Source organism: Bradyrhizobium sp. SZCCHNR3119, from assembly GCF_032487775.1.
Taxonomy (GTDB): Bacteria; Pseudomonadota; Alphaproteobacteria; order Rhizobiales; family Xanthobacteraceae; genus Bradyrhizobium.
In genome coordinates this window covers 5,917,293-5,943,072 of the sequence record NZ_JAUEUV010000001.1, presented here as the reverse complement: position 1 = coordinate 5,943,072, position 25,780 = coordinate 5,917,293, and the positions used below count along the sequence as shown (strand labels likewise).

25 protein-coding genes and 2 pseudogenes are annotated in these 25,780 nt (G+C 63.5%); 8 read left to right on the top strand and 19 right to left on the bottom strand.

Going from position 1 to position 25,780, the window contains the following annotated elements; translation table 11 throughout:
* The first annotated feature begins 1 nt into the window (after nucleotide 1).
* On the top strand, nucleotides 2-361 hold the full coding sequence (locus QX034_RS27315; RefSeq protein WP_315705448.1) for a carboxymuconolactone decarboxylase family protein: 360 nt from the start codon (nucleotides 2-4) through the stop codon (nucleotides 359-361).
* 70 nt (nucleotides 362-431) lie between these two features.
* On the opposite strand, the gene QX034_RS27310 is transcribed toward QX034_RS27315, so the two are convergent.
* The 7 genes from QX034_RS27310 to QX034_RS27280 are packed head-to-tail and all read right to left on the bottom strand — an operon-like array spanning nucleotide 432 to nucleotide 9,373.
* The gene (locus QX034_RS27310) at nucleotides 432-1,424 is read right to left on the bottom strand and encodes an FAD:protein FMN transferase (protein WP_315705447.1); all 993 of its coding nucleotides are present in this window, start codon (nucleotides 1,422-1,424) and stop codon (nucleotides 432-434) included.
* Between the two features lie 10 nt (nucleotides 1,425-1,434).
* Nucleotides 1,435-1,986 (bottom strand): nitrous oxide reductase accessory protein NosL, encoded by a 552-nt coding sequence (locus QX034_RS27305; RefSeq protein WP_315705446.1) that lies wholly within the window; start codon nucleotides 1,984-1,986, stop codon nucleotides 1,435-1,437.
* Nucleotides 1,983-2,810 carry an ABC transporter permease gene (locus tag QX034_RS27300; RefSeq protein ID WP_315705445.1) on the bottom strand — a complete coding sequence of 276 codons (828 nt, stop codon included), beginning with the start codon at nucleotides 2,808-2,810 and terminating at the stop codon, nucleotides 1,983-1,985. The genes QX034_RS27305 and QX034_RS27300 overlap by 4 nt, the downstream gene beginning before the upstream one ends.
* The gene (locus QX034_RS27295; RefSeq protein ID WP_315705444.1) at nucleotides 2,807-3,727 is read right to left on the bottom strand and encodes an ABC transporter ATP-binding protein; all 921 of its coding nucleotides are present in this window, start codon (nucleotides 3,725-3,727) and stop codon (nucleotides 2,807-2,809) included. Before QX034_RS27295 ends, QX034_RS27300 begins: the two co-directional genes overlap by 4 nt.
* Nucleotides 3,724-5,106 carry a nitrous oxide reductase family maturation protein NosD gene (locus tag QX034_RS27290; protein WP_315705443.1) on the bottom strand — a complete coding sequence of 461 codons (1,383 nt, stop codon included), beginning with the start codon at nucleotides 5,104-5,106 and terminating at the stop codon, nucleotides 3,724-3,726. Before QX034_RS27290 ends, QX034_RS27295 begins: the two co-directional genes overlap by 4 nt.
* A 2-nt stretch (nucleotides 5,107-5,108) precedes the next feature.
* Nucleotides 5,109-7,040 carry a TAT-dependent nitrous-oxide reductase gene (gene nosZ / locus QX034_RS27285; protein ID WP_315705442.1) on the bottom strand — a complete coding sequence of 644 codons (1,932 nt, stop codon included), beginning with the start codon at nucleotides 7,038-7,040 and terminating at the stop codon, nucleotides 5,109-5,111.
* A 17-nt stretch (nucleotides 7,041-7,057) separates the two neighbouring features.
* Nucleotides 7,058-9,373, bottom strand: coding sequence for a 4Fe-4S binding protein (locus QX034_RS27280; RefSeq protein WP_315728671.1), 2,316 nt, complete (start codon nucleotides 9,371-9,373; stop codon nucleotides 7,058-7,060).
* A gap of 206 nt (nucleotides 9,374-9,579) precedes the next feature.
* On the opposite strand from QX034_RS27280, the gene QX034_RS27275 reads away from it, so the two are divergent.
* Complete coding sequence (locus tag QX034_RS27275) at nucleotides 9,580-10,473, top strand: ferritin family protein (protein WP_315728669.1); 894 nt, start codon at nucleotides 9,580-9,582, stop codon at nucleotides 10,471-10,473.
* Nucleotides 10,474-10,487: 14 nt separating this feature from the next.
* Here the strand turns inward: QX034_RS27275 and QX034_RS27270 are convergent, their stop codons facing one another.
* The 5 genes from QX034_RS27270 to QX034_RS27250 are packed head-to-tail and all read right to left on the bottom strand — an operon-like array spanning nucleotide 10,488 to nucleotide 14,568.
* Entirely contained in the window at nucleotides 10,488-10,922 is a 435-nt protein-coding gene (locus QX034_RS27270) for a PAS domain S-box protein (RefSeq protein WP_315705439.1), read from the bottom strand.
* Between the two features lie 35 nt (nucleotides 10,923-10,957).
* Nucleotides 10,958-12,385, bottom strand: coding sequence for a cytochrome c oxidase accessory protein CcoG (gene ccoG / locus QX034_RS27265; protein WP_315705438.1), 1,428 nt, complete (start codon nucleotides 12,383-12,385; stop codon nucleotides 10,958-10,960).
* Between the two features lie 9 nt (nucleotides 12,386-12,394).
* Nucleotides 12,395-12,709 (bottom strand): metal-sulfur cluster assembly factor, encoded by a 315-nt coding sequence (locus QX034_RS27260; RefSeq protein WP_315705437.1) that lies wholly within the window; start codon nucleotides 12,707-12,709, stop codon nucleotides 12,395-12,397.
* A complete protein-coding gene (locus QX034_RS27255; RefSeq protein ID WP_315705436.1) occupies nucleotides 12,709-13,215 on the bottom strand; it encodes a DUF2249 domain-containing protein in 507 nt (168 codons plus the stop codon). The genes QX034_RS27260 and QX034_RS27255 overlap by 1 nt, the downstream gene beginning before the upstream one ends.
* A gap of 12 nt (nucleotides 13,216-13,227) precedes the next feature.
* Nucleotides 13,228-14,568, bottom strand: a complete 1,341-nt coding sequence (locus QX034_RS27250) for a hypothetical protein (protein ID WP_315705485.1) — start codon at nucleotides 14,566-14,568, stop codon at nucleotides 13,228-13,230.
* 255 nt (nucleotides 14,569-14,823) lie between these two features.
* On the opposite strand from QX034_RS27250, the gene QX034_RS27245 reads away from it, so the two are divergent.
* On the top strand, nucleotides 14,824-15,546 hold the full coding sequence (locus QX034_RS27245; RefSeq protein WP_315705435.1) for a Crp/Fnr family transcriptional regulator: 723 nt from the start codon (nucleotides 14,824-14,826) through the stop codon (nucleotides 15,544-15,546).
* A gap of 971 nt (nucleotides 15,547-16,517) precedes the next feature.
* Here the strand turns inward: QX034_RS27245 and QX034_RS27240 are convergent.
* Entirely contained in the window at nucleotides 16,518-17,012 is a 495-nt protein-coding gene (locus QX034_RS27240; protein WP_315705434.1) for an Rrf2 family transcriptional regulator, read from the bottom strand.
* A gap of 94 nt (nucleotides 17,013-17,106) precedes the next feature.
* Between QX034_RS27240 and QX034_RS27235 the strand changes: the two genes are divergently transcribed.
* Complete coding sequence (locus QX034_RS27235) at nucleotides 17,107-17,574, top strand: carboxymuconolactone decarboxylase family protein (protein WP_315705484.1); 468 nt, start codon at nucleotides 17,107-17,109, stop codon at nucleotides 17,572-17,574.
* 108 nt (nucleotides 17,575-17,682) lie between these two features.
* Here QX034_RS27235 and QX034_RS27230 read toward each other — a convergent pair whose 3' ends face one another.
* Both QX034_RS27230 and gstA read right to left on the bottom strand, forming a co-directional pair.
* On the bottom strand, nucleotides 17,683-18,069 hold the full coding sequence (locus QX034_RS27230; protein WP_315705433.1) for an SgcJ/EcaC family oxidoreductase: 387 nt from the start codon (nucleotides 18,067-18,069) through the stop codon (nucleotides 17,683-17,685).
* A gap of 293 nt (nucleotides 18,070-18,362) precedes the next feature.
* Nucleotides 18,363-18,980 (bottom strand): glutathione transferase GstA, encoded by a 618-nt coding sequence (gene gstA, locus QX034_RS27225; RefSeq protein ID WP_315705483.1) that lies wholly within the window; start codon nucleotides 18,978-18,980, stop codon nucleotides 18,363-18,365.
* 100 nt (nucleotides 18,981-19,080) lie between these two features.
* Here gstA and QX034_RS27220 point away from each other — a divergent pair, with 100 nt between their 5' ends.
* Complete coding sequence (locus tag QX034_RS27220; RefSeq protein WP_315705432.1) at nucleotides 19,081-19,959, top strand: LysR family transcriptional regulator; 879 nt, start codon at nucleotides 19,081-19,083, stop codon at nucleotides 19,957-19,959.
* 39 nt (nucleotides 19,960-19,998) lie between these two features.
* On the opposite strand, the gene QX034_RS27215 is transcribed toward QX034_RS27220, so the two are convergent.
* Nucleotides 19,999-21,519, bottom strand: a complete 1,521-nt coding sequence (locus QX034_RS27215; protein ID WP_315705431.1) for an MFS transporter — start codon at nucleotides 21,517-21,519, stop codon at nucleotides 19,999-20,001.
* A 191-nt stretch (nucleotides 21,520-21,710) separates the two neighbouring features.
* Between QX034_RS27215 and QX034_RS27210 the strand changes: the two genes are divergently transcribed.
* Nucleotides 21,711-22,562 carry a LysR family transcriptional regulator gene (locus QX034_RS27210; RefSeq protein WP_315705430.1) on the top strand — a complete coding sequence of 284 codons (852 nt, stop codon included), beginning with the start codon at nucleotides 21,711-21,713 and terminating at the stop codon, nucleotides 22,560-22,562.
* 50 nt (nucleotides 22,563-22,612) lie between these two features.
* Here the strand turns inward: QX034_RS27210 and QX034_RS27205 are convergent.
* Nucleotides 22,613-23,089 (bottom strand): annotated as a pseudogene (locus QX034_RS27205) (NuoB/complex I 20 kDa subunit family protein); the annotation flags it as partial.
* A gap of 4 nt (nucleotides 23,090-23,093) precedes the next feature.
* On the opposite strand from QX034_RS27205, the pseudogene QX034_RS27200 reads away from it, so the two are divergent.
* Nucleotides 23,094-23,723, top strand: a pseudogene (locus QX034_RS27200) (transcriptional regulator); the annotation flags it as partial.
* Between the two features lie 80 nt (nucleotides 23,724-23,803).
* Here the strand turns inward: QX034_RS27200 and QX034_RS27195 are convergent.
* Complete coding sequence (locus QX034_RS27195) at nucleotides 23,804-24,181, bottom strand: EthD domain-containing protein (RefSeq protein ID WP_315705429.1); 378 nt, start codon at nucleotides 24,179-24,181, stop codon at nucleotides 23,804-23,806.
* Nucleotides 24,182-24,249: 68 nt separating this feature from the next.
* Between QX034_RS27195 and QX034_RS27190 the strand changes: the two genes are divergently transcribed.
* Nucleotides 24,250-24,615 carry a MerR family transcriptional regulator gene (locus QX034_RS27190; protein WP_315705428.1) on the top strand — a complete coding sequence of 122 codons (366 nt, stop codon included), beginning with the start codon at nucleotides 24,250-24,252 and terminating at the stop codon, nucleotides 24,613-24,615.
* Here the strand turns inward: QX034_RS27190 and QX034_RS27185 are convergent.
* Nucleotides 24,608-25,759, bottom strand: a complete 1,152-nt coding sequence (locus QX034_RS27185) for an MFS transporter (protein ID WP_315729484.1) — start codon at nucleotides 25,757-25,759, stop codon at nucleotides 24,608-24,610. The genes QX034_RS27190 and QX034_RS27185 overlap by 8 nt on opposite strands.
* Nucleotides 25,760-25,780 lie beyond the last annotated feature (21 nt).

Below are 25,780 nucleotides of genomic sequence, written 5' to 3'. Positions count from 1 at the left end.
CATGGACAAGAACTATACCGAGCTTTGCAGCGGGCTGTCCGGCAATATGAAGAAGCTGCGCAAGGGCATTCCTGACGTGATGCAGGGCTTCTCCGCGATGGCGCAGGCCGCTACCCGCGATGGCGCGCTGGACAAGAAGACCAAAGAGCTGATCGCACTCGCGATCGGAGTCGCGGCCCGCTGCGACGGTTGCATCGGTTTTCACACCGAGGCGCTGGTTCGGCTCGGCGCAACGCGCCAGGAGGTGGAGGAAACGCTCGGCATGGCGATCTATATGGGCGGCGGTCCGTCGCTGATGTATGCCGCTGATGCGATTGCCGCGTTCGAGGAATTCCAGCAACGGGCGACGGCTGCCGCCTGAGATTGGCCAAGGCTGCCGCGGGAAGACCCGGCTTTCATCCGCCTTCGTGCTGCCGTTTAGGGAGCGGTCTTCATACCACGAGTTCGGATACCGCGCCGGCGGCGTCGATCAGGTGAACCCGTTCGATACCGGCCGGCTGCATCAGCGACCTGATCTGAACCACCGGCATCAGACTGAAGGCGGTCGACATCGCGTCCGCGGCAGTCGCCGTCGCGGCGATGGTTGTGACGCTGCTGTAGAGATGTCCGCAGCCGCCGTTCGTCGGATCAAACAGATGATTGAAGCGTCCTTGCGGACCGAACCGGAAGCCGTATCCTCCGGACGTGGAGACGGCGCGGTCCTCGATAGACAGCACCGTTTGCGTCCGTCCGGGCGTGTCCGGATCGGCGATGCCGACCTCCCAAGGCAGCCCATCCGGACGCGCACCGACGGCCCGGCTTTCCCCCATATCGACGAGCGTGTGCGCAATCCCCTGGGCACGCAGCAGGTCTACCACCTTGTCCGTGACGTAGCCTTGCGCGATTCCGTTCAGCGTCACGGCCGTCCCCTTCGGCGCGACGACCCGATCGCGGCTGACCGACAAGCGGCGATAGCCGACGTGGGCAAGCACCGCGTCCATGGACGCCTTGTCAGGCCCCGACGGGTCCGCGTCCGGTCTTGAGAAATACCTTGCGTAGAGATCCCAGAGCGGCTGCACAGTCGGGTCGAACAGACCGCCGGTCAGCTCCGAATGTCGCAACGAGGTCTCCATCAGTTCGACGAACTCGACCGCAGGATCCACGAGTATCCCCGTGCGGTTCAACCGTACCAAGGCGGAGTCCTCGACATAAAGGCTGAACAGCCGCTCCAGCCGTCGCGCCTCGGCACAGGCCGCAGAGATCAAACGCTCAGCCTCGTTCCGATCGGGATGATAGATCTTCATCGTTGCGACCGCGCCCAGCATCGTGCCGCGCCAGACGGCAAGATCGGCCTTCGCAGTCGCCCTACCAAGCCCCGCAACAGCTAGCCCCGCAACAGCGCCGCTGATGCTGATGAAACGCCGCCGCGACATTGCACGCGCCATGTGATCCTCCTCAATCGAGCGAAGCACGATCCTTCTGCCCCGGACTCGCCCCGCCGCCCTCCTCGTCCGGCCCGAGCACATAGGTCTTCGGGACATCCGCAAAGGACACGATGCGTCCACCGTTTTCATTCACGAATGTCTTCGCCGCGCTGCGATCCGAGAACGGGACGGCCTCTTCGCTCCCCATGCCGCCCCTGACGCTGCTGCCGATCACGAACAGAGCCTTACGCGCCTCGACCCAGTTGTCCGCGCCAGGCTTGTCCCAACTTGCTGCTTTGCCCATGTCGGAGACGTAGATCGCCTGGATGTCCTTCGGCTCGTCGGGAAGCACGGTGAAAGCAATCGTATCCCGCACCGACGAAAACCAGACCGGCTCGATCAGGCTCGCCACCAGGATCTGTCCTTTCGGACCCGGATGCTCCAGGACATTCATGCCGCAATAGTGCCCGATCGCCTCTTCTGTCATGCGATGGGGCGGCGGCATCCGCGCCGCTTGCTTCTCGCCGCAGCCAAGCAGCGCGATCGGAAGCAGGATGGCAAAGGCGAAGGAAAGACCCTTCATAGCTCTCTCCGGGAAAACGCAAACGCGGCAAGTCCGAGCGGAACCAGCGTCCAAAACAGCAGCGCGATCAGAAGCACGCCGGCCGACAAGGTCGTGCTCTGGGCCAGACCAGCCATACCAGCGAAGGTGCTGACATTGGCGAAACCGGTCAGGTTGAACAGGCGATAGGCGTCCGTCGGGTTGATCAGCAGCATTGCATCGACTGCCGAGGCCGAGATGCTGCGCCCCTGGTCCAGGGCGAGAATTCCGAGCAAGCCCATGTCGTAGATCAACACCAGGAGAAGCCATAGACCGATGCATAAGCCGGCTGCGGTGCCGCGATCTCGCACCAGCGCACTCACCAGATAGCCCATCGCGACAAACACGGCCCCGAGCAGCACGGACGATCCGATCATGGCGCCGAAGGCTGCGAGGCTGTCGGAATCGATCTGGTTTCCCGCAGCGATCAACGCGGCAGCTGCAATTCCATATCCGAGACAGGTCGCAAACGCGAGCACAGCCAGATGGCCGAGGAACTTGCCGACCAACACTTGCCAGCGAGCCACCGGGTAGCTCAGCAGCAGGAGCATCGTCCCCCGCTCCATATCGCCAACGATCGCGTCATGCGAGATCAGCAGTGCGATCAGCGGAATCAGGAAGATGGTGAGGCTGGACAGGCTGACGATCACGACATCGAGCGCGCGCACGCCGACCGTACCGGTCGGCGCACTGCCGAGAAACGTGAGCGAAAGCGCGAGCCCGGCAAGCAGCAGGGTCGCGGCCAGCACCCAGCGGTTCCGAACCGCCTGATGGATCTCCTTCCGTGCGATGACCAGCGCGTTCATCCGGCCTGCTCCGCTTGCCGCAGGAAGTGCGCGTAGAGTTCATCGAGCGTCGGAGGGACCACATCGAGATCGTCGACCGGCGTCCCCGCCGCGGTCGCGCGATGCAAGAGTTCGAGTTTCTGCTCCGGCGCAGCGTCGATCTCGACGATATGGCCGTTGAGGCGACGACAGACGGCATCGACCGGCAACCAGGAGAGCGGCCCTGCAGGCGCTGAGTCCGAAACCTTGAGCCTGATGCGGGTCGGCAGCTGGGCAAGGCGCCGCAGATGGTCGATTGACCCGTCGGCGACCTTGACGCCCCGGTTCATGATGATGACACGGCCGGCCCGCTCCTCGAGTTCGGTGAGTGCATGCGAGGACAACAACACGGTCGCGCCGCCCGCGGACAGGTGCTGGATCACTTCGTAGAAGGTCTGGCGCAGCTCCGGATCGAGGCCGGTCGTTGGCTCGTCCAGCAGCAAAACGCGAGGATGCCCGATCAGCGCCTGCGCGAGGCCCAGGCGCTGGCGCATGCCCTTGGAGTAGGTGCCGACCCGCCGCCTCGCTGCATCGCCGAGCCCCACCGTGTCGAGCAGCTTCAGCGCCTCCGCGACCGGCTCGCGCTTCAATCGCGCGTAGAAGGCCAGTGTCTCCCGCCCGGTCAGCGCGGAATCGAAGGAGACGTTTTCTGGCAGATACCCGAGTTGCCGCCGGCCAGCGAATTGTCCTAGAGCGGGATTGTCGCCGAGCACCTCCACCGCTCCGCTGGTCGGTCGGATCAGCCCGAGCATCAGCTTCATCAGCGTTGTCTTGCCCGCGCCGTTATGGCCGATCAGCGCCACGAGTTCGCCCTGCTCGAGTTCGAACGAAACCCCACACACGGCTTTGATGCGCCCATACGCCCTGGTCACATCGGTCAATCGAACCGTGCTGCTCATCGCGCGCCCTCGGCCAGGCGATGCGCTGGTGGCGACATCAAGGGATGACTGTCGATGACCCCGCCCGGCAACAGTGCCGGGAACTGCGCCTGGGCCCAGCGGATCACCTGCACAGCGGGACTGTTGATCAGAAGCTTGGCGGCCGGCGCAGTCCAGAGCACGCGATCGATCATGTCGTTCGGCCGATACGCCGTATCGGCAACGCCGTCGCCGTTCAGGTCAAAAGCCGGGTTGTCGCTCCAGTAATTGCCGCGTCCGTTCTCCGACCAGTCGAGATGGCGCGTACCGACATATTTCACCTGGTTGGAATTGTTGACGAAGGCGTTACCCGTGATCTCGTTACGCTCCGAGCCGGCGGTGAAATGGACGCCGATCTCGCAACCCTCGAACCAGTTGCGCGCAATCCTGTTCTTGTTGGTGTTGTAGATGAACACGCACTTCTCGGGTCCGATGCGTTCAGCCTTGCTTGCCGCCGGAGCGCCCGCGACCGATTGGGGGACTCCCTCCTCTGCCGTGCGATTATCCGAGGTCGCCCAGCGCTCCGCCGATTGCAGCCCGCCAATCACCGTGTTGTCTGTAATCTCCGATTCGTTTGCCGCATTGAACAGGATGCCGCGATCCCGGTCGTGATCAGAGATATTGTTCCTGACGATCAGGTGGTTGGAAAACATGAAGGCGTAACCGATGATGTTTCCCTTCGAGACGTTGTTCGTGATCTCGCCCTCGTTCGCATACATGTAGTGCACGCCGAAGCGCAAATCCCGGAAGCGGTTGCCGCTGAACACGTTGTTGCGACTGGTGATTGCGAAGATGCCGTCGCGTCCGTAGCGGAAGTCGTTGTCGATGACCTTGGCGCCGGGCGCGTTCCAGACCGTGATCCCGTTGCCGGCTTCGCTCGTGCGCGCCTGACGCAAGCCGACGACGACGTTGCGACGCACGACCGCATCGGGCGCTCCGTGAAGATACATTCCGAAGAGATTGTCCTCGAGCCGATTGTCCTCCACCACAGCACCGCGTGCCGACTGCTCGATGAAGATTCCCGAATCCATGCCCTCCAGCGAGCGCCCGGAGCCGCGCACCTCGAGCCCGCGCACGATAGCCCCTGGCGCCGAGACCGTAATGACGCTGCCCTGTCCCGTGCCGCGCACAACGACACCGGGCGCACCCGACAGCGTGATCCGGCGCGTCAAATGCAGTGGCCCGCGATAGGTTCCGGCGGCAAGCCGCACCTCGTCACCTTCTGAGGCGGACTCGAGCACCGCCTGGAGGTCGCTGACATCAGGCGTTACTGAAAGCTCTGTTGCCAGGCTAGCGCGCGGGCCGGCGCCGGCGGCAAACGCAGCCAGCGCCAAGATCGCGATGTAGCGCACCCAACGCATCGTCAGACGTTCTGCGGCGAGACCAGCATTCGCCCCCTCATCTCCATGTGCATGGCATGGCAGAACCAGGTGCAGAAGTACCAGTACACGCCGGGCTTGTCGGCAATGAACGTCACCGATGAGGTCTGTTGCGGGCCGATCTCCATGTTGACGCCGTAGTTGACGATGCAGAAGCCGTGGGTCAGATCCTCCACATCGTCGATGTTGGTGATGTAGACCGTGACCTCGTCGCCCTGTTTGACCTCGAACTTCTCAAGGCCGTAGGCCGGCGCGCTGGAGAACGAGTAGACCCGGACCTTATTGCCATCCCGGATCACCTTGGCGTCGCTCTCGAGCGTGACGCCGTCGGCCTTGGCCTGCTTGACCGCATCCGCGAAGAACGGATCGTCGCGCTTGTAGATGCTTGTGACCTTTCCCTCCAGCTTGGATCGATGCACGATGACGGCGTCATGCGGCTCGGCGAAGCTCGGGCCGTCATGCACCAGCTTCATCTGGTCGCCCGAGATGTCGATCAACTGGTCGTTCTCCGGCTTGAGCGGACCGACGTTGAGGAAGCGATCCTTGGAGAACTTGTTCAGCGAGATCAGCCACTTGCCATCGGCCTCCTTGGTCTCGCCCATCGAGGAGTGGTTGTGGCCGGGCTGATAATGGACGTCGATCTTCTGGATGATCGGATTGACCTTCTCGCCCTTGAAGGCGCGCTTGGCGAGATCGATGCTCCACTTGCAGACCTGGCTGTCGAGGAACAGCGTCGTATAACCATTGCCCTTGCCATCGAAGGCGGTGTGCAGCGGACCGAGGCCCAGTTCAGGCTCGGCGACCACCGTGGCACGCGGCTGGATTTTGTCGTCGAACAGCTGATCGAACAGACGCACATCGAACACCGAGACGGTCGGCGATAACTTCCCGTTGGCGACGACGTGAATGCCATCGGGCGCGGTGTTGATACCATGCGGGCTGTTGGGAATCGGAACATAGCGGGTGTACGGCGAGCCATGCCGACCATCGAGCACAGGAACGCCGTTCATTTCCTTGAAGTCGCCCTTCTTGACGCCCTCCTCGATGCGCTTGAGGTTGAAGATGACGATCCAATCCGTCTCGCTCGCGGTCATTTCCGCGAGTGTGACGCCCTTTTCCGAATTGTAGCAGGTCGAGAAGACGTACTTGCCCTGGTAGTCGGCGTCGGTGTTGTCGAGGTTGCCGTCGACGATAACCTGCCAGGCGACCTTCATTGTGTCGCCATCGACGGCTGAGAACATCGACCAGTACTTGGTCTTGTCGTCGAGGATCTTGCCGTCATTGGGCAGCGGCACTTCGTACTCGCCATTGCAGAACACGTAGCCGGTGCGCGGATATTTTTGCGGCCGCATGCCGTGGATCGTGTACTGGTTCGGCAGCTCGATCATCTTGTCGCACTTCATGATGTCGGTGCGGATACGGGCAAGCCGGGTGTTGGCCTTGTCGTTGATGAAGATGTAGCGCCCGTCATAGGTGCCATCGGTGAAGGACATGTGCGGATGGTGGCAATCGCCGTTCTGCCACACTCCATTTAGGCGGCCCTTCAGTCGATCGCGGGTCTCCTGCGTGAGGCCCTCGTTCAGGATCTTCAGCGACTCGTTGGTCAGGCCCCAGCCGGTCGCGCTATCGCGATTGAAGACCGGAATGCGCATCAGCTCGCGCATCGACGGCATGCCGACGATCCGCACCTCACCCGTCTGGCCGCTCGAGAAGAACACATAATATTCGTCGAGCTCGCCGGGCGCGACCTCGGTCTTCTGGCCTCCAGGGCGCGCCGCAGGTTGCGCGGCAGCCGAGTTCGGAGCGACCGACTTGCCGAGGCCCAGCCCGCCCGCAAGGCCTGCCGCGCCGATCGCGGCGGTGCCAACGACTTGCCGCCGGCTGATGTTATTGTCGTCGTCTTCCTCGCGCGCCATGATGGTCTCCTGTGTGGCTATGGAGAAGGGGATGGATTGGTACCGGCGCCCGTCACCACGGGCTTTCCGGCATGGGTGAACACCGTCCCTGCTCCCTTGCCGCCCGTGCGCATGGACGGTGAGGACATGGCGGCGAACTTCTCTCGCTTGAGCCGCACCTGGATCATGTGCGGGCAGCGATGATCGTCGTAATAGAGTTCCTGACAGTGCATGCAGTAGATGCACTCGTTGACGTTGATGTGCCCCTCCGGATGGATCGACTGCACCGGGCATTCCTTGGCGCAGCGCTGGCAGGGCGAACCGCATTCCTGCCAGCGGCGAAGCCACTCGAAAGTCCGGATGCGTCCGGGGATCGCGAGCGCGGCCCCCAGCGGGCAGAGATAGCGGCAGAAGAAGCGCTCGATGAACAAGCCGATGACCAGCAGACCGACCGCGTAGGCGACGAACGGCCAGCTTCGCGCAAATTTCAGGATGATCGCGGTCTTGAACGGCTCGACCTCGGCCATTCGCTCCGCGAGATCGACCGAGTAGAGCGACAGTCCGAACAGGCCGAGGAAGATGATATATTTGACCGGCCACAGGCGCTCGTGCAGTCCCCAGGGCACGGTGATCTGCGGCACTTTGAACCATTTTGCGATCGTGTTGGTCAGTTCCTGTAGTGCGCCGAACGGACAGAGCCAGCCGCAGAACGGCCCGCGTCCCCAGAACAGAAGCGCCGCTGCGGTGGCCGACCACAGGATGAAAATCAGCGGCGCGGCGAGGAAAAATTCCCACTTGAAACCCGTCACCAGCGCGTTGCTGAACGTCACGACATTGACGACCGAGAGCTGCGCGTTGGCATACCATCCGAGCCAGACCAGGACGAAGGCGAGGAAGCCGCGCCGAACCCAAGTGTAGAACACGGGCCGGCGCACCAGCACGTTCTGGAAGAAGAAGATCACGGTGAGCGCAGCGAGCATCAACGCGGTGATGCCGATCGAGACCGGCTGCGAGCGCCAGATGCGCATCCATAGCGGTTCTTCGTTCTCGGCGGTCGATGCGGCCTGTTGCTCAACTGGAGCGCCCCCCTGTGCCTGCGCCGCAGGTGCCGGAGCGGTGGCTAGAACGGTGACCGCCTGCTGCTCGCGGCGGACATATTGGTCAGGCAAGACGTAATCGAGATCGAAGGTGAGAAACGCCTTGTCCCGCGCGCCGACACTGCGCTGGACGAGAAGCTGAAGCTGCCAGGGCTGCGTCGGATCGAGCGTGAACTCCGGCGGAGTGACGAACAGGCCGATCTCCTGGAAGTCGGGAGAGCCGGCTGCTGCGAGCGCTCCGAGCCGCGTATGATTGCGGTCGCGGAAGCGCGTGCTGGAGCCCTCCTGCAACACTTCGATGCGGTCGAAGATACCGCCGCGGACATAGGCCGAGCCCTTGAAGGAATAGATTCCGTTCGCGGCGATCACGATGGCCTGCTGGCCCGGCTTCAGCCGTTCCTTCAGCCGTTGATACCCGTCGTCGCCGAGCAGACTTCGGCCGATCGTAGGTGCGGAAGCGAGCGCAACGTAGAGATCAATGAAGGTGTCATCCGGCGAACCCGGCTCGGCGTTTTGCGCCGCGACCGCATTGCCCGACTTGGCAAATGCATCGTTGACGTCATTGATGGTCAGATGCAGCCGCCGCACTGAACCGTCACCGATGAGGCTCTGCCAATCGCGCACCTCGCTATGCGAGAGATCAAGCGTCTTGATCACCGGTGGAAGAGCCGATTTCGCGGCAGAAGCGTCCCCGCCGCCGACCCGGCCGGTGCGGATCAGCTTGACGGCCGAGCGGACGATGCTGTCGCTCATGACCAGCACCGTGACCGTCGCGCCACTGACGATGTCCACCTGTGGGGGGCGTTCGGCGCCTTGCGCGACCGGCTTGATGTCCTTGCCGATCAGCGAGTTCAAGGCTCCGACGATGCGGGCCTCGGGAATACCAATCAGGACGATCGGCTCCTTGTGGTCGACCAGCTTCAGTCCGGTAATGATGCCCTTCGGATCGATACCGACGAGAATGTGAATCGGCTTGCCGGAATAACCGACCGAGTTTGCGAAATCTGAATTGAGGTAGACAAAGCCCTGCAGCTGATCGCCGCGATACACGGGCACGACCGGTGGACCGCCCTGCGGAGGGCCAAATCGATCCGCACCCTTGAAGAAATCACCGGGCTGCACCTTGGACAGGTAGGTGCCGAGCTCGGTCGCAGCCGAAGCGGTCCCGATCGAAAGCCATGCGAAGGCCGCGAGCGCGATGGTCAAAGCAAGACCGACGCGACAACAGCGCGACGGGGCTAGCAGACTCCGAGACATGCAGCACCTCAGCGCGGAATAACGCGTCCGACGTGGACGCGTGTTCCATTCTTCTTGAATGTGGTTTGAGTGGGCGTCGGCGCTGACGGCCCGGAGAGGATCGATGATCCCGCCAACCCAATTTGACTCCTGTTTGCGACGGATGTCTAGTCGCACCAGCGAGGATGAAGTTTGTTGCAGGACAAACTTGCTTACAAAGGTGCCTCATGCTGCTCACACAAACTCTGCTCTTGAAGTCGGAGCCGGCAGGAACTTTGCATTCCCTCGATGAGCTGTTTGCGCTCGCCCATGCGATGGAGCAGGAGGCGGCAGACAGATATGGCGAGCTTGCCGAGCATATGCGCTGTCAAGACAAAGATGAATTGGCCGCGGTGTTCACGCGCCTCGCTGCTGCCGAGCGCGGACATGTCGACAGTGTCGCGCGGTGGTCGCAATCCCGGACGGGACATGCGCCTGATCCGGCAACGATCCGGTGGCAGGCGCCCGAGACGTTCGACTCCGAGACTGCGGCCGAGATGCAGTCTTCCCGCCTGATGACTCCCTATCGTGCGCTCGCGATAGCCGTGCGCAACGAGGAGCGGGCGTTTGCCTTCTGGTCCTATGTCGCGGCGTACGCCAAGACACCCGATATCAAGTCTGCAGCCGAGGCGATGGCGCGCGAGGAACTCGGACATGTCGCCACGCTGCGAAGGCAGCGACGTCACGCTTTTCACGCAGAGCGCGACGCAAGGCAGGCGTCCGGAGCGGCAATATCACCTGGTGACGCCGTCGACGCACAGGTGGATGCCGGCGCGATCGAGCATCGGTTGACGCTCCTGCTTGGCCAGATCGACAGCGGCCTGACCGGAGCGGCGGCGGATCGCGTCCGTGAGCTCCAGCGGGAAACCGCCGCTATGGCAGTTGAGGCCGAAGGCGCTGTTCTGGTCACCGTCCCCCTCGCTACGGCCGATGCACCGGCTCTCGCCGAGGCGCTTGCGGACGCTTACCTCGACGGCGCCGAACGCGCCACCGACCCTGAACAGCTTGACCGCTTGCAGCGGCTTGCAGGGAAAGCTGTCGCTCGCCTCGCTTGGCTGCATTCGCTGACGTCAAGCCAGTAGCCGCTGTAGTGGGGTCATGACCAGCGGCTCGCCGCGCGCTCTTTTTCCACCCGTTCGGTGACATCTCGCACCACCGCGACGGAGCCAAGCACTTCATCATTGCCGGCGCTCTTGACGATCGCGAACGTCATTTCCGTGTAAAGTTTCCGCCCACTCTTGTGCAAGGCGCGGGTCAACGTCGGCCGGCCCTGCAGCTTCATGGCGCCGCTGGTCATGGCGGCCTCGAACCCACGCCAGTGCGCGTCCCTGAGATGCTCCGGAATGATCAGGTCGAGGCCGCGACCCAGAGCCTCTTCGGCCGAATAGCCGAACAAAGCGCTCGCGGCCGGATTCCAGCGGAGAATCGTGCCGGTGCGGTCTGCGTAGATCACGGCATCGGCGGTCTGATCGAGAATCCGCTCCGCAAGTTGAGACCGTTCTTCCATCGATTTACTCTTTGCTTCGGTCACCAAACTCCATCCTACGCGAGTTGGGCGGCAATGTCTCAGCGGTCGAAGAACTTGTCCTTGGCGGAAAGAACGTTGGAACCGGTCTCGTCCCTTGCCATGAACACCACGTCGGTTTGCCCGGACTGCTCCGTCGTCAGCGTGATCCGCAGGGCTTCCGACTCGTCCGGCGGCACCTCGACCGGAGCAAGGGTCTCGTGACCGATGATGGTCATCCTGGCATCCATGCCGCTGACCGACAGGGTATAGACATGCGCGACCGAGGATTTGTTCAACAGCTTGACCGTGTAGGCGTTGCGCACCGATCCGTCGGACAGCCGGACAGCAACGGGGTCGCGGTCATGCTGGACCGAAAGCGTGGCCGTCGTTTTGGTCGCGAACGCAACGCCGATCGTGCCGGCGAGCGCGACGCAGGCCGCGGTCAGGCCGATCGTCTTCGGGCGCACCAGGCGATTGACGTGCGCCTCCCTCCGGCGGCCCCGCTCGATGTTCCTCCAGCTCTCATAATCGATCAGCCCGCGCGGGCGGCCGAGCTTGGACATGACCCCGTCGCAGGCGTCCACGCAGAGCCCGCAATTGATGCATGCGAAGTTCGGTCCTTGGCGGATGTCTATTCCGATCGGACAGACCGCGACGCAATGGCCGCAGTCGACGCAATCGCCGGCCGGCTTGCCCTGCAGGCGCAGTTCGGCCGCCTTCTTCGCCGAGGTCCGCTGCTCGCCACGGTAGTCGCGGTAGTTGACCGTAAAGGCCTCCGGATCCCAGATCGCGCCCTGCAGCCGCGGCCACGGACACATGAAGGTGCAGACCTGCTCGCGCGCGAATCCGGCCAGGCCATAGGTGGTGCCGGTGAAGACCAGGATCCAGGTGAGCGCGTTGACCGACATCTCGCCGGAAGCTGTATTCCGCACCAGGCTCGGCGCGTCGGTAAAGTAGAAGATCAGCGTGCCACCGGTCGCCATCGCGATCAGCAGCCAGGCCGAATGCTTGGCAACGATCTGCGCCATCCGCTTTGCGGAGAGCGGAGCACCGATGTTCTTCAGGCGCTGACGGCGGTCACCCTCGATCCATCTTTCGACCAGCAGGAAGAGATCAGTCCAGACCGTCTGCGGACAGGCGAAGCCGCACCAAAGCCGCCCCGCCACCGCATTGGTCAGGATCAGGACGGTCGAGGCAAGCACCAAAAGTCCCGTGACCAAATACAGATCCTGCGGCCAAATTTCGAGGAAGAAGGCGTAGAGGCGTCCGTTCGCGAAATCGAGCAACACCGCTTGGTCCGGCGCATTGGGACCGCGGTCCCAACGGATGAATGGGGTGACGTAGTAGATCGCGAGCGTCAGCAGCAGGATGCCCCATTTGATCCGGCGGATCGGGCCTTTGACGGCCTGCGGCACCACTGGCTGGCCGGCTGCAGCCGTGGCCCTCGCGCGCGTCTTCGCGTGATCGATCTCGATCGTGATCGTCATCTTGGCGCCTCAGCTGACCGCCGCGAAGCCGAGCGATGCGCGGATGGCCGGGGCGATCCGGGCCGGCGTCCACGGGGGATCGAAGGTCATCGTCACGTCGACCGAGCCGATACCGGGCAGGCCGGCAACACTGTTCGTCACCCCCTCTTTGAGGAAGCTGGTCGCCGGACATCCCGGCGTGGTCGCGGTCATCGTCACATGAACGGCGTCGCCAGCGATTGAGATGTCGTAGACGAAGCCGAGATCGACCACGTTCTCGCCAAGCTCCGGATCGATCACAACACGCATGGCATCGCGGATGAGACCTTCGCGTTCGTCGGTCATCACGGAGCCCTCACCGTTAGTTCATACGTCGCGCCGTCAGGTGTGAACCCGCCGAGCCAGCGGAAGCCGCGCTTTTCGAGTTGCGGGAACAGGAACACCGGTTCGCGCCGCAGCAGCGCCGACAAGGTCTCGCCGGGTCCGAGTTGGTCGGCCGCCGCAAGAATCCGGACCATCGGTTCCGGCGGCTCGAGGTCGCGGTTGTCCAGCTTGACGGCGGGTTCAGGCCAATCGTCGAAACCGGCGCCGGCCGTTGCACTCGACGCCTGCTCCAGTTCCGTCTCCACCGGCGTGAACAGAACTTCCCACTCGCCGTGCTCGAGCGGGCGATCCGCATAGGCATAGCCTTTGTCCGCCATGACGGCGAACAGCGGAACAGGCTTGAAGGTCGCGTAGAGGCGAAGGCCCTGCCCCGGCGCAAGCCGCTGCAGCGCGGCCATGATGACCGAGAAGGGTTCGCCTCCAGCGCGCAGGATCGGACGGACGTCGACATCGATATAATCGGTCATGGGTTTCCTCTCTCAACTCCTGGCGAACAACAAGTGTGGCGCGATCGCGCCGCCCGGAAGCCGCAGCGGACTTGCGACATCCGCCAGCCGCCGGATCCGGATCACTTCGTGCACAATGCCGGCTGCTCCAATGGCCATCACCGCGACAGTGATCCGGAACGAAGCGGCGGGCGCGCCCATCAGCAGCGTCAGGGTTCCGGCCCAGACCGCGGCGTAGTAGATGACGAACCACTTCGTCGCCCTGCCCTCCGCGACGAGATCCTGGACGCGCGGCGTGGGAGCGCGTCCCATCACCGGGCCGTAGGTCTCGAGCCAGGTCAGGAAGGCGACGATCTTGTAGAGCTTGGCGAGCACCAGGCCCGACAGCCAACCGAAAACGGCGAGGAAGGCGAAGGCGCCGACGTGCGCGGTGAAGGCGCCAGCCATCGCAAGTGCAATGCCGAGCACCGCGGTCCCGGCCAGGCTGGCGAAGGACAACGTCGCCATCCGCATGTTGAGCTCGAGCTGCCGCCGCTTGCGGGCGCGGTAGATGCCGGCGATGTCGCGCCCGTACAGGGCGCCGGAGGCGAGCGCAAGCATGGCGGCGGTCGCAAGCACGATGCGCAATCCAGACCCGAACCCGATCGCGAGGAGCCCGCCGGCGACGGCGACGACGACGGCGGCGGCACCGGCGGTCAGCGTGGTCATGCTCTGCCGTTCATCGATGTCCGGCGCCAGCATGAACATGGCCAGCAGCCGGTAGCTCACGCCCATGGCCGTCAAGGTCAGCCAGCCCCCGAGACCGGCGATCGCATGCAGCGGAATGCCGGACGCCAGCAGCACATCGCCCACCGAGCCTGCCCGGCCGGCAAGGGCGAATGCGAAGACCGAGCCGAATGCTGCTGTCGCGCTGAGCGAGGCGAGGCCGACGAGAACGAAGCGGGCCGGCCCCGTCGGACGCAAGCACGCCGTGAGGCCCAGATCGACCACGACCAAAGCGAAGCCCGCCACGAGCAGGACCGCGCCGAGCGGAAGCAGCCACAATGCGGGTGGAAGTCGGCCGCCCAAGGCCAGGAACCCCGCGAGCAGCAAGACGAGGCCGGCGGTCAGCAAGCCCAGGGCCGGCAAGGCCCAGTTGTCCGCGAACAGGGGCTTGGCGACCAGCACGGGCACGAACTGGAACAGCGCGCCGCACATCGCAAGGCTCAGCCAACCGATGCCGACCGCATGCACCAGGACCAGCGTATCCGGGGCTGCGAGATCCACGGCCGGATAGCCGATACCGAGCACCATCAGGAGCAAGGCGACGAACAGCCACGCGAGCGCCATTGCGAAATAGCTCATTGTCCATCGTGATATGCTGGCGCCGACCATGTTGGCCTCGGAGTTCGTGCGCGGCACGAATGTAGAGCGTAGATAAGCGACCGTAAGCCGTGGCGACCGGCATCTCTTTGTCGGAGCACAAATTACCGAGCCGTTGACCACTCCGCCAATCCAGGCGCGTCGCGCACGCCGAACGTTGCGCCAGCGCAAGCTTCCTGCAAGTTCCGCGAGGTAAGAGCCGGCGGGGGCATTGAGGCCTGCGCCCGGTCCGGCTACTCTCCACCGCAATTTGAAACGAGGCTACCGATGGCTGCTGTCGACCGTTCGCTGGTCGCGAACCTCCCGATGTTCGCGGGGCTCTCGCCCGCCGAGCAGGATGAGTTGCTGGGCGAAGCGCGTTCGATCCGCTACGCCAAGGGCACGGCCGTCTTCGACCAGGGGACGGAGGCCTCGCGCTTCTTCCTGCTGCTGCACGGGCATCTTCGGGTCGAGAAGACGACCTCGCAAGGACAGCAATCCGTGGTGCGTTACGTCTCCGCCGGCGAGTTGTTCGGCGTCGCCCAGGCGATGAGTCTCTTGCGCTATCCTGCGACGGCGGTCGCCGCCGTGGACAGCATCGCGCTCGCCTGGCCATCGGCCTCATGGGCAAGGCTGATCGCCAAATATCCGAGCCTTGCCTCGAGCGCGCTGCAGACAGTCGGCAACCGCCTGCAGGACACCCAGGCGCGGGTGATGGAGATCTCGAACGAACAGGTCGAGCAACGCGTGGCGCACGCCCTGCTCCGTCTCGCCAAGCAGGCCGGACGAAAGGTCGAGAACGGGATCGAGGTCGACTTTCCGATCAGCCGTCAGGACATCGCCGAGATGACCGGGACGACGCTGCACACCGTCAGCCGCATCCTCAGCGCCTGGGAAGGCGAAGGCCTGGTCGAGGGTGGCCGGCAGCGGATCGTGCTGTGCGACATCCAAAGGCTTCGCGGCTTCGCCGAGGGCGAAGAAGCCATGCAGGTCCGCAAGCGCGGGCCCTAGGCTGCGTTCGTCCGAGGCGTATCGTCGCGATTGCGACAAGTGTTGTTCGCTTGACGTGTCAAACAGCGTGGCAGGCATGGGCTCGCGATCTCGCGGCGGCTTGCGCCCGAGCTTTGATCGGCTGTCCCCTCTTCTGCCGAAGAAGAGGACGCAGGGAAGGCCGGGAGCTTGCCGCCCCCATGGCCCCCGTGCAGTAAAGAATGCACGGGGTAGGAACCACAGGTTCGGCCAAGACATCCCGGCCTTCCCTGCGCGATAGTTTGAGCGGCTTATACGTGATCTCCCCGGGGACCGGCTTGATTGTCCCCGTGTCGCGACAACGCGCTACGCGCGTTGCGCTGGGCATCAGCTCCGGGATGCCAGGACCACACGACTTCGCCGTCGCATCGATTTGTTCGTCCGCATGAGAAAGATCACGCTGCAAATCGACGCGCCCATCGCATCTCAGGCCCAACGTTCGTGACGATCGCGAAGCGCCCCTCTTGCGGGCCGAGACGCCGGAGAATGTGAACTTGATTTGCCCGACGACACAAGCCGAGCGGCGTGCGGCAAACTGGCACGACGGGCCGTTCGGGTATGGAGCATATACGCGGATTGCCCGTCGTGCAGACGACCGGTCTTCGTATTCGTCCTCTGCGAGCTATTCACGTCAATGGCAAGGCCGCAAACCTTCGTCTCGAAGGGATGGAGGTCCGCCCTCGTGCTCTCGGTCGAGGTCACTGCGCGCAGGCAGCCACGTATCGAGGTGGCCGCAGGCCGACGGGCCAGACACGCGCGATTGCGCGCGAGCCTAGGCTCGGACAAATGTCCCCCTATTCCGATTCAATCGTCCCCGCTAGCTTTGATGTCACGCCCATGGCCCTGACCGGCAAGGGCGCAGCAATCGCTGGCCCATTCTTCTAACCGTCTCCAGCGTCCCTGCCCTATCGTCATCGACCTGACGGCGCCACCATTGGCGCCATCGTCATCGCTCAGCGCTGCGCCTTTTCGACATAGGTCGCCACCGCCTTCTTGTTGTGCGCGTCGATCAATCGGCTTCCGTCGGCGACGAGATCGGCGAGGGTTTGCCGGTGCAAGGCACCCCGCCACGCCTCCTCGGCCGCGATCATCCGGGTCTTGATGAAGCAGTCCGCCTTGTAGACGCAGGGGTCCTTCGCCTTGCCGGGACCGCGTCGCCGGATCTCCCGACAGACGAAGGCAGGCTCGCGCCCATCGATCGCTTCGACGATGTCGAGCAAGGTGATGCGCTTGGGATCGCGCGCCAGCCGATAGCCGCCGCGCGGGCCCGGCAGGGCATCGATGACCGCGGCGGCGGTGAGCGCCCGCAAGTGCTTGAGAAGATAGGTTTCCGAAACACCGTGCAACTCGGCGAGGCTCTTGCCCGGTAGCACCTTCCCTTCCGGCAATCCGGCCAGCACCAGGGCACAGTGCAGCGCCGCCTCCACGCCGTCGCTCATGCGCCGCATCGCCACCTCCCAAAACGCGCTTGGATCGCGCTCTAATCATGGATATATATTATCTATGATTCATCGCCAACCCCTTCCCGCGCCGGAGGCTTCCATGCATCCCAGAATGAACATCGCAGCATTGACACCCGATCTCTATCAGGCCGTCCGCGCGCTCGACGGCGCCGTGAGCAAGTCCGGGCTCGACAAGCGCGCTTTGCACCTTCTCAAGCTCCGCGCCTCCCAGATCAACGGCTGCGCCTATTGCGTCGATCTTCATGTAAAGGACGCCCTGGCCGACGGGATGGATTCGCAACTGTTGCATCTGGTCGCCGTCTGGCGCGAGTCGCCGTTCTTCGACACGCGCGACCGGGCGGTGCTCGAATGGACCGAGAGCGTGACCCTGGCCGCACAGTCGGGCATTCCCGACGCCGCCTATGAAGCCGTTCGCGCGGTCTTCCCGGAAACCGACATTGCCAAGCTGACGATCGCCATCGGAACCATCAATGTCTGGAACCGCATTGCCGTCAGCTCCCGGACGCAGCATCCGGTTGGCACTGGGGCCCGAGCAGGTTCACATTGATCGGACGGCCTTCCCCCCCTGACATCGATGTCAGAGGGTAGAATTCATGCTCGCGCCGACGTGACGCCATTGACGTCGACCTTCGGCGCAACGCCCGCGCCCGAGCCTTCAGGCGTCAAGTATCGATGTGCCATATGAGTTGTCTACGGCACACAGCCACCCGCCAGTCTCCGACTTGCGGAAGATATAAGTTGCGCGCCGAACGATCGGCTCATTCCCGTCTCCCGTATCGAGGAGAGTCTCCATGATGACGAGGGCGGTATCCGCGCCTTCGATGACCTCCATCCGGCCCTGCCTGACCTTCAATTGGTTCTTGAAATGGGCAGCAATGGCCACGAATGCTTTCCGTATCTGATCCTTGCCTGAAGCATTCAGGCCGGGCTTCACGACCAGCGTCGCATCATCGGCATAGAACTCCATCAAGCTGTCGAAGTCCTTTGCCGTGATAGCCTTGTCGGCGGCCTTGATCAGTTGCTTCAGTGGATGATCTGACATCGTCGTCTCCTTAATTGCCCGGAGACGGAATACAGAAAACCCGCCTCTAGGGCGGGTTGCTTGCAAAGGACAAATGAAGCGCGCACCCACCAATCAGTGATTGGTGGGAATAATCGACAGATAGGGTGCACAACGGCTGTCCATTTTCTCCCACTAACATGACAACGCCGGCAACTCAATCCTCTGCCCGCGTCAGATTCCAAGGCGGATACGGATTCGGGCGCTTCGATTCCGAAATTCGCGAACGAATGCGCCGCGACATGATGCAACTTCGAAACCGGGTGATGCGCTGGTCATTCGACCGGCGCAATACGAGCTTCCCGCGCGATCGCTTCCCGGACGGATGCCCGCGCGCCGATCCGCTGCATGTAGCCTGCGATCGCCGGCCAAGACGCGAGATCGATCGAAAAGCCCTGCATCCAGCCAAGCACCGTGAAGAGATAGGCATCGGCGACCGTGAAGCGCTCCCCCATCAGATAGTCTCGTGACGCGAGGTCCGCCTCGATCAAATCGAAGCGACGGAACAGCCGCTGCCGGAAGATCGCCTGCACCTCCTCGGGCAACACCCGGTTGAACAACGGGCTCGATCCGGCGTGGATTTCGCTGGTGATGAAGTTGAGCCATTCCTGGAGCCGAACCCGCGCCAGCGTGCCGGCAGCCGGCGCAAGTCCCGCCTTTGGCTTCAAATCCGCCAGATATTGGACGATGGCCGGTCCTTCGGTCAGCACCTCGCCGGTATCGAGTTCGAGCGCCGCGACATAGCCCTTCGGATTGATGGCGAGGAAGTCCCCTCCTTCCGCGGTGCGTTTTGTCCGGTTGTTCACGCGCACGAGATCGTAAGGCAAGCCGAGCTCCTGGAGCACGATGTGCGGCGAGAGCGAGCAGGTGTCGGGCGCGAAATAGAGCTTCATCGTGTGGGCCTCGTTGAGCGGATGCATCGGCCCCCTTTTGGCAGCCACTATGGAATAATGAAAATTACTCGGATATTTTTCTGGTATAAGCAGAGCTACTATGAATCTGACCCAGCTCCAGAGCCTGATCGCCGTCGCCGAAGCCGGCAGCTTCACAGCGGCCGCCGACAGGCTGGGCGTCACCCAATCGGGGATGAGCCAGGCGCTTGCCGCGCTGGAAGAAAGTCTCGGCGTCAAACTCCTCGTCCGCCGGCCGCGGGGCGTTGAATTGACCGCCTTCGGAGAGCGCACACTCGAGCACGCGCGCGCCGCGCTCAGCCATCTGGAAGCGATCGAAAAGGAGGCGATGGCCCTGACCGATGAGGACAGCGGCGCCATACGCCTGGCCGGATTTCCCAGCGTCTTCGCGACTGTGCTTCCGCCGCTGCTTCGGCGCTTCCGCGCGCTCCATCCCGGCATCGAATTGGTATCGCTCGAAACCGATGATACCGAAGTGGAAAGCTGGTTGGCGACGGGGGCGGTCGATCTCGGCGTCGTTCTCAATCCGTCTCCAGACAGGAATGCCGTTCCGCTCGGGCGGGACGCATGGATCCCGATTCTGCCGGCGGCCCATCCCTTGGCGCGACGATCGTCGTTGTCGCTCGCCGAGCTGGCCGCCGCGCCGTTCGTCCTCGCCACCGGCGGGTGCCATACCAACGCCCGCTCGCTCGCCGCGGCGGCCGGCCTGTCGCTCAAGGATGTGCGGATCGAGGTGCGCGACTGGGCGAGTGCGATTGCGCTGGTGCGCGAGGGCGCCGGCGTCAGCCTGGTGCCGGAATCGACCCTGCCGGAACGACGGCAAGGCCTGCGGATCGGCAAGCTCGTTCCAGCCCTGCACCGCGATTTCGGTCTCGTCGCATCGCCGGCCCGGCCGCTGTCGCGGGCAAGCAGCTTGTTCGTCGAAGTCTGTCGTCGCATGAGTGAGACGGCACGCGCATAGTAGAAGCCGGATTGCCGGGCCCTTGTATGGTCTCCAGCTTCATACCGGATCATAGACCTCCCTCCTCCTTCCGAAGGTCAGGAAGCTGAGTGCGGCCAGCACCCAGACGCCGATGGCGCCGTAGAGCATCACATCGCCGAAGCCCGCAGCCATCGCGGTACGGCTGATCGCATCCGGCAAGCCCGGGACTGCATCGTGAAGACCGGCCGCAGTCCCGGCGGCAATCTGTTCGGCAAGGTGCCGGAGCTGTGCTGCCTCGAACGAGCCCGATGCGGCGCCTTTCAGGCTGTAGAGGACACCATCGACCAGCACGAAGCCCATCAGCGCGATGTTGATGGCGAGCGAGATCATCCGCGCGCTCATATCGATCCCTGAGGCCATGCCGGCCCTGTCGCTCGACACCGATCCGGTGGTCGTGTTGGTGACGGGCGTGTTGGTCGCGCCGAGACCGATTCCGGCCGCCAGCGCGCCGATCAGCGTGATCGGCAAGGCCGCCACACCACCACCTGTTCCGATCCGCATGATGAGAAAGCCGAGCCCGATCGCGAACAGCCCTGCGGGGATGACGATGCCCGGGCCGTGACGAAGCGAAAGGCGTTCGGCAAAGGGCGGCACCACCAGCGTCGGCAAGGTGTAGGCGAGCAGCGCAAGGCCGGCCGTCAGGCCATCCAGTCCGAGCCCCGCCTGAAACCAGATCGGCAGATAGATCATGAACGGCCAGAAGCTGAAGTTCATGCCCATCGATCCGAACAGGGCTCCGGAAAAGGGCCGGACCCGGAATACCGAGAAATCGAACATCGGATGCGGCGTGATGCGCTCGGCGACGATGAATGCGATCAGGCTCACGCCGGCGGTGCCGATGATTGCGAGTGCCATCGGGCTGGTGAAACCGAGTTCTCCTCCCTCGGTGATGAAGTAAGCCAGGCAGAAGACGGCGACTGACAGGGTCACGATGCCGGCGAGATCGAGGCGCTGGGCGTCCGGATCCTTCGATTCCCGAACTCCGGCCAGCGCCAGAGCGGCCGTCAGCGCGGCGAGCAGGCCGTGAAGCAGGAACACCCAGGCCCAGCCCATCAGCGCCGCAATCCCGCTTCCGATCACCGGTCCGAAGCCGAGACCCGAGCCGAACACGATGCCCCACCATCCAAAAGCCCAGGCGCGCTCCTTGGCCCCATTGAACTGCTCCGACAGCACCGCGACCTGGCAGATCAGCATTGCGCCGCCGCTCGCCCCCTGCAGCGCCCGGCCGACGATGAAAACCGTCATGTCGGGCGCAACGCCACAGAGCAGCGAGGTCGCGCCGAAGACAACAATGGTCAGGACGAGCAGACGCTTGCGGCCGTATCGATCGGCCAGAGTGCCGGCCGCCATCAGCACCGTCGCCACGGCGATGGTGTACGCATTCATCGTCCACTGGAGCTGCTGAAAATCGGCGCGGAAGACTTTCTCCAGCGTCGGCAGGATGGCCGGAACACTCGATATCTCGAGCCCGAACATCATGGACGAGAGGCAAACGGTGGCCAAGGCAAGGTTGTCTCGCCGAGACGAGGCATAGGTCATCGATCAGGCCTTTCAGCGCCGCGACTATTCGGCGCGCCATGAACTGCCGATCACGCGCGGCGACAGAGGCCGGAGTGTCGGGGCAGTCCTGCGAGTGAACTGTTGTTGATGGGCCGGATCGTAGGCGAAGCTTGACGATATAAAAATGATATGGCTGGATATTTCAGAAACAACAAAATCGGATGATGGAGATGACCTCCCTCGATGTCGATTCCGTCCAGGCCTTCGTGGCGATTGCCGACCTTCAGAGCTTCACGCGAGCGGCGGAATCCCTGGGCACCACGCAGGGCGCGATCAGCGTCAAATTGCGGCGTCTGGAAGAGCGCATCGGCCAACGGCTGATCGAGCGCACCCCGCGCCACGTCCGCCTATCGGCACAAGGCGCCGCATTCCTCGCTCGGGCTCGCGACTTCCTTGCCGCGCATGAAGCCGCGCTGTCGGCGCTGTCGGCCACGTCTCCGCGCCGTTTCGGGCTCGGCATTGCCGCGCATGTCGCAGGTCCCGAGCTTCCGACGCTGCTGGCGCAACTCAACGCGCATGATCCAGGGCTGCGCATCGAGGTCCGTCTCGAAAATTCGCGCACGCTTCTCGATGCCTTCGACCGCGGAGAGCTGGACGCCTGCATCATCCGGCGCGAAGACGACCGGCGTGACGGCAAGGTGCTCGGGCCGGAGCATTTCGGCTGGTTCGCCACGCCGAATTTCGAGCATCGGCAGGGCGAGCCGCTGCGGCTTGCGGCGCTGTCGCCGTCGTGTGGCGTGCGCGATGTCGCGACCCGCGCCCTGGACGAAGCCGGCATCGCCTGGACCGAAGTGTTTCTCGGCGGCGGCTCCTCGGCGGTCACGGCGGCCGTCTCCGCCGGGCTCGCCATGGCTGTCTTCTCCTGGCGCCTTGCCCCGCCCGGTACCGTCGAAGTCGGCGAGCGCTTGAAGCTGCCGCGCCTTCCTTCGTCCGAGATCGTGCTGCACTCGACGCTTACCGACCCCAAATCGCGCGCCGCACTGCGTACGCTGGCCGCCGCGTTCGACGCAGGCCGCGCATAGCAGAAGCCGGATTGCAGCGCCGGTGCGGTGTGAATTCGGCAGGCGAACACTCAACGCTCGATCGTGCCGGCACGCCGAATCTTTTTCTGGAGCAGCATCACCCCATAGAGCAGCGCTTCCGCCGTCGGCGGACAACCGGGCACGTGGATGTCGATGGGCACAATACGGTCGCAGCCCCGCACCACGGAGTACGAATAATGATAGTAGCCGCCGCCATTGGCGCATGAGCCCATCGAGATCACATAGCGCGGTTCGGGCATCTGGTCGTAGACCTTGCGCAGTGCTGGCGCCATCTTGTTCGTAAGCGTGCCGGCGACGATCATCAGATCGCTTTGCCGGGGCGAAGCGCGCGGGAAACAACCGAACCGCTCAAGATCGTAGCGCGGCATCATGACCTGCATCATCTCGATTGCACAGCAAGCAAGCCCGAAGGTCACCCAATAGATCGAACCCGTTCGTGCCCATTTGATCATCTCATCCGCCGACGTGACGAAAAAACCCTTGTCGGCAAGCTCGCTATTGACTTCAAACAACAACGCCCCCAAGGCGCTGAAGCTCGATCCGGCCGAACGACAGCACCTCTTTCTCCTCAGCGATCGACCCGCCCCCGAAATCCGCCGCTCAGGATCGGAAGTCGTTCCCGAACCAATTCTGCGCATGCTCGAAAGCATGGCTGCTCAACCAGCCTATGTGCTGGGCCGCCGCTGGGATATCCTTGCCTGGAACCGGGCCGCCGTCGCCGTCTTCGGCGACTACGGGCGGCTTGCGGGCGACGAACGCAACATCATGCACATGGTCTTCGCCAATCCGGACCATCGCCGGAAGGTCGTCGATTGGGAGACGCTGGCGCCGGCCTCGCTCGCCATGTTCCGGGCCGACAGCGTGCGTTACGCAGGCGATCCGGATTTCGAACGGCTGATCGCGATCCTCAGCGACAAGAGCGCCGAGTTTCGCGCCTGGTGGCCGAAGCACGAAGTGTTGAGACCAATCGGCGGCCTGAAGCGCATCGATCATCCCAAGGCCAAGCGGATGGTCTTCGAGTACACGAGCCTCGCCGTCACCGACCAACCGGACATGAAGCTCGTCGTCTATACGCCGCTCAAGGACGAACAGACCGCGACCAAGCTCGCGCGCTTGATCAAGGCGGTCGACCGTTCGTGAATCTGCCTGGCTCCGCGGTTCGCGCAACCGTCAGGGCTCGGTCGAGCAACGCAATCCCCGCCGCCACAACACCAAGCCCGTCACTGCGGCACGATGAGACGCTCCGTTGCGTACCAAAATTGGGAGCGGCTAAGGTCGACGAAACGCTTTTCATCCTCGATCAACAAATGCAGCGCTTTCGTCCCTTCCGGCGTCTTCCTTGCTGCAAGATGCGACACCAAATCGTCCCACCACAATTCGGCGCAACCGTCGAAATCAACCGGCTCTGTCTCCCGCCCGCTTTGGATGGCCGATTGCGCCGCGGGATTGTCCAAGGGGATGGTTTGCACATAGCGCCGGATGCCGAGCACACCCTGATATTGGCGGATGAGCGCCGCGTGGTTCACGCGCCAGTGGCGATCGAACTCCTCGCGGCTCAGTTCCGGGCGACGCTTCACACAGCCGATCAGTTTCAACATCGGACACCTTCCTCTCTGGTGACCGGCACGCTACACCTTGACAGTACTGTCAGAGTCAAGGAGGAGTCATGAAGATCGGGCAACTCGCATCCAGAGCCGACGTGAGCGAGCGAATGCTGCGCTACTACGAGAGCGAAGGTCTGCTGCGCCCAGGACGGACGGCAGCCGGCTATCGCGACTATTCGGAGAACGATGTTTCGAAGGTCAGGCGGATCGTTGTGCTGAATGGCGCAGGTTTCAAGCTCAAGACAATCGGCCAGCTATTGCCTTGCGCCTTGCCCGAAGAAGGCAGAGAACCTTGCCAAACTCTCAGGGACAAAATCGCTGAGAAAATTGGCGAACTGGACCGCCAGATCGTAGAATTGAGCGAGAGCCGGAAGCTGCTCGCATCGATGATTGCGCCACGTCAACGTTCCGTCACAGATCTCACTTGATGCGTCCGTCGATCATGCGCGAGGGAGCAAGGCTCAACAGACCCAACAGGGCGAGCGCAAGGCCGACCCATAGCGGCGCGGTGAGGCCATAGCCTGCATCGATCCCGACGCCCCCCGCCCATGCGCCGAAGGCGAGGCCGGCGGTGATGGCCGAAGTATGGACTGTGTTCACCAGTGGACCCGGATGCGCGATCCGCATCACACGAGCGACCATCGCAGGATTCATCGGCACCCCGGCAACGCCAACAGCCAGAAACGCCAGGACAGCGACGTAGCTGTTGGTGGCAAAGACGGCGAAGACAAGAAGGGCCAGCGCGAGCGCAATCAATCCACCGAACAGGATCGGGATCGTATACCGGTCAGCGAAACGCCCAACGACAAGATTGCCGAAGACGTTCGCTCCGCCGTAGGCTGCCAGCAGCACCGGCATGGTTGCCGGTGAGAGTCTCGCTTTGTCGATGAAGAGCGGTACGGCGTAGCTGAAAGCGGCGAAGGTCGCGCCGATGATCAGGCCGCTCGTCGTATAGGCCGCCCATAGGCGTGTCTTCCTCAACGCGTCGAGCTCCACGCTGAGACCAACTTCCGCGCGGCTCTTCAAGTCCGGCACGAAGGCGGCGACAAGGACGGTCGACAACATGGCGAGGACCGCGATGCTCCAAAAGCTCGCCCGCCATCCGAGCCCCTGCTCGATCGCCGTAGTCGCGGGCAGACCGAGCACGGGCGCGAGCATGAGCCCGCCCAGCACGATGGATGCAGCGCGGCCTCGCGCCTGAGGGGCGACCAACTCCGCGGCAATCGCCAGTGCCACGCCGAAGCAGGCGGAACTGGCCGCACCGGTCACGATCCGCGCGATTGCCATGACGCCGTAATCCGGTGCGAGCGCCGCGACGACCCCGCCCGCGACATAGAGACCGAGCAGAAGCAGAAGTGCCGGCTTGTTCGGCGCCTTGAGGCGGAGCAGCAACGCTATCACGAGCGGACCGCCGATTGCCATACTGAGCGCATAGAGCGAGACCAGATAGCCGATCTCGGCCACAGAAGCGGCAAAAGCCGCCGACAGGGCCGGCGACATACCTGCAACCATGAACTCCGAGGTAGTGAGCGCGAAGATCGTCAGCCCGAGGAGATAGACGACCAGTGGCATTCCCGCAGGTTCCGGCAAACG

Coding starts and splice junctions, on each gene's coding strand:
- QX034_RS27315 (WP_315705448.1), top strand. CDS start 2: ATGGACAAGAACTATACCGAGCTTTGCAGCGGGCTGTCCGGCAATATG.
- QX034_RS27310 (WP_315705447.1), bottom strand. CDS start 1,424: ATGGCGCGTGCAATGTCGCGGCGGCGTTTCATCAGCATCAGCGGCGCT.
- QX034_RS27305 (WP_315705446.1), bottom strand. CDS start 1,986: ATGAAGGGTCTTTCCTTCGCCTTTGCCATCCTGCTTCCGATCGCGCTG.
- QX034_RS27300 (WP_315705445.1), bottom strand. CDS start 2,810: ATGAACGCGCTGGTCATCGCACGGAAGGAGATCCATCAGGCGGTTCGG.
- QX034_RS27295 (WP_315705444.1), bottom strand. CDS start 3,727: ATGAGCAGCACGGTTCGATTGACCGATGTGACCAGGGCGTATGGGCGC.
- QX034_RS27290 (WP_315705443.1), bottom strand. CDS start 5,106: ATGCGTTGGGTGCGCTACATCGCGATCTTGGCGCTGGCTGCGTTTGCC.
- nosZ (WP_315705442.1), bottom strand. CDS start 7,040: ATGGCGCGCGAGGAAGACGACGACAATAACATCAGCCGGCGGCAAGTC.
- QX034_RS27280 (WP_315728671.1), bottom strand. CDS start 9,373: ATGTCTCGGAGTCTGCTAGCCCCGTCGCGCTGTTGTCGCGTCGGTCTT.
- QX034_RS27275 (WP_315728669.1), top strand. CDS start 9,580: ATGCTGCTCACACAAACTCTGCTCTTGAAGTCGGAGCCGGCAGGAACT.
- ccoG (WP_315705438.1), bottom strand. CDS start 12,385: ATGACGATCACGATCGAGATCGATCACGCGAAGACGCGCGCGAGGGCC.
- QX034_RS27260 (WP_315705437.1), bottom strand. CDS start 12,709: ATGACCGACGAACGCGAAGGTCTCATCCGCGATGCCATGCGTGTTGTG.
- QX034_RS27255 (WP_315705436.1), bottom strand. CDS start 13,215: ATGACCGATTATATCGATGTCGACGTCCGTCCGATCCTGCGCGCTGGA.
- QX034_RS27250 (WP_315705485.1), bottom strand. CDS start 14,568: ATGGTCGGCGCCAGCATATCACGATGGACAATGAGCTATTTCGCAATG.
- QX034_RS27245 (WP_315705435.1), top strand. CDS start 14,824: ATGGCTGCTGTCGACCGTTCGCTGGTCGCGAACCTCCCGATGTTCGCG.
- QX034_RS27240 (WP_315705434.1), bottom strand. CDS start 17,012: ATGCGGCGCATGAGCGACGGCGTGGAGGCGGCGCTGCACTGTGCCCTG.
- QX034_RS27235 (WP_315705484.1), top strand. CDS start 17,107: ATGCATCCCAGAATGAACATCGCAGCATTGACACCCGATCTCTATCAG.
- QX034_RS27230 (WP_315705433.1), bottom strand. CDS start 18,069: ATGTCAGATCATCCACTGAAGCAACTGATCAAGGCCGCCGACAAGGCT.
- gstA (WP_315705483.1), bottom strand. CDS start 18,980: ATGAAGCTCTATTTCGCGCCCGACACCTGCTCGCTCTCGCCGCACATC.
- QX034_RS27220 (WP_315705432.1), top strand. CDS start 19,081: ATGAATCTGACCCAGCTCCAGAGCCTGATCGCCGTCGCCGAAGCCGGC.
- QX034_RS27215 (WP_315705431.1), bottom strand. CDS start 21,519: ATGACCTATGCCTCGTCTCGGCGAGACAACCTTGCCTTGGCCACCGTT.
- QX034_RS27210 (WP_315705430.1), top strand. CDS start 21,711: ATGACCTCCCTCGATGTCGATTCCGTCCAGGCCTTCGTGGCGATTGCC.
- QX034_RS27195 (WP_315705429.1), bottom strand. CDS start 24,181: ATGTTGAAACTGATCGGCTGTGTGAAGCGTCGCCCGGAACTGAGCCGC.
- QX034_RS27190 (WP_315705428.1), top strand. CDS start 24,250: ATGAAGATCGGGCAACTCGCATCCAGAGCCGACGTGAGCGAGCGAATG.
- QX034_RS27185 (WP_315729484.1), bottom strand. CDS start 25,759: ATGCCACTGGTCGTCTATCTCCTCGGGCTGACGATCTTCGCGCTCACT.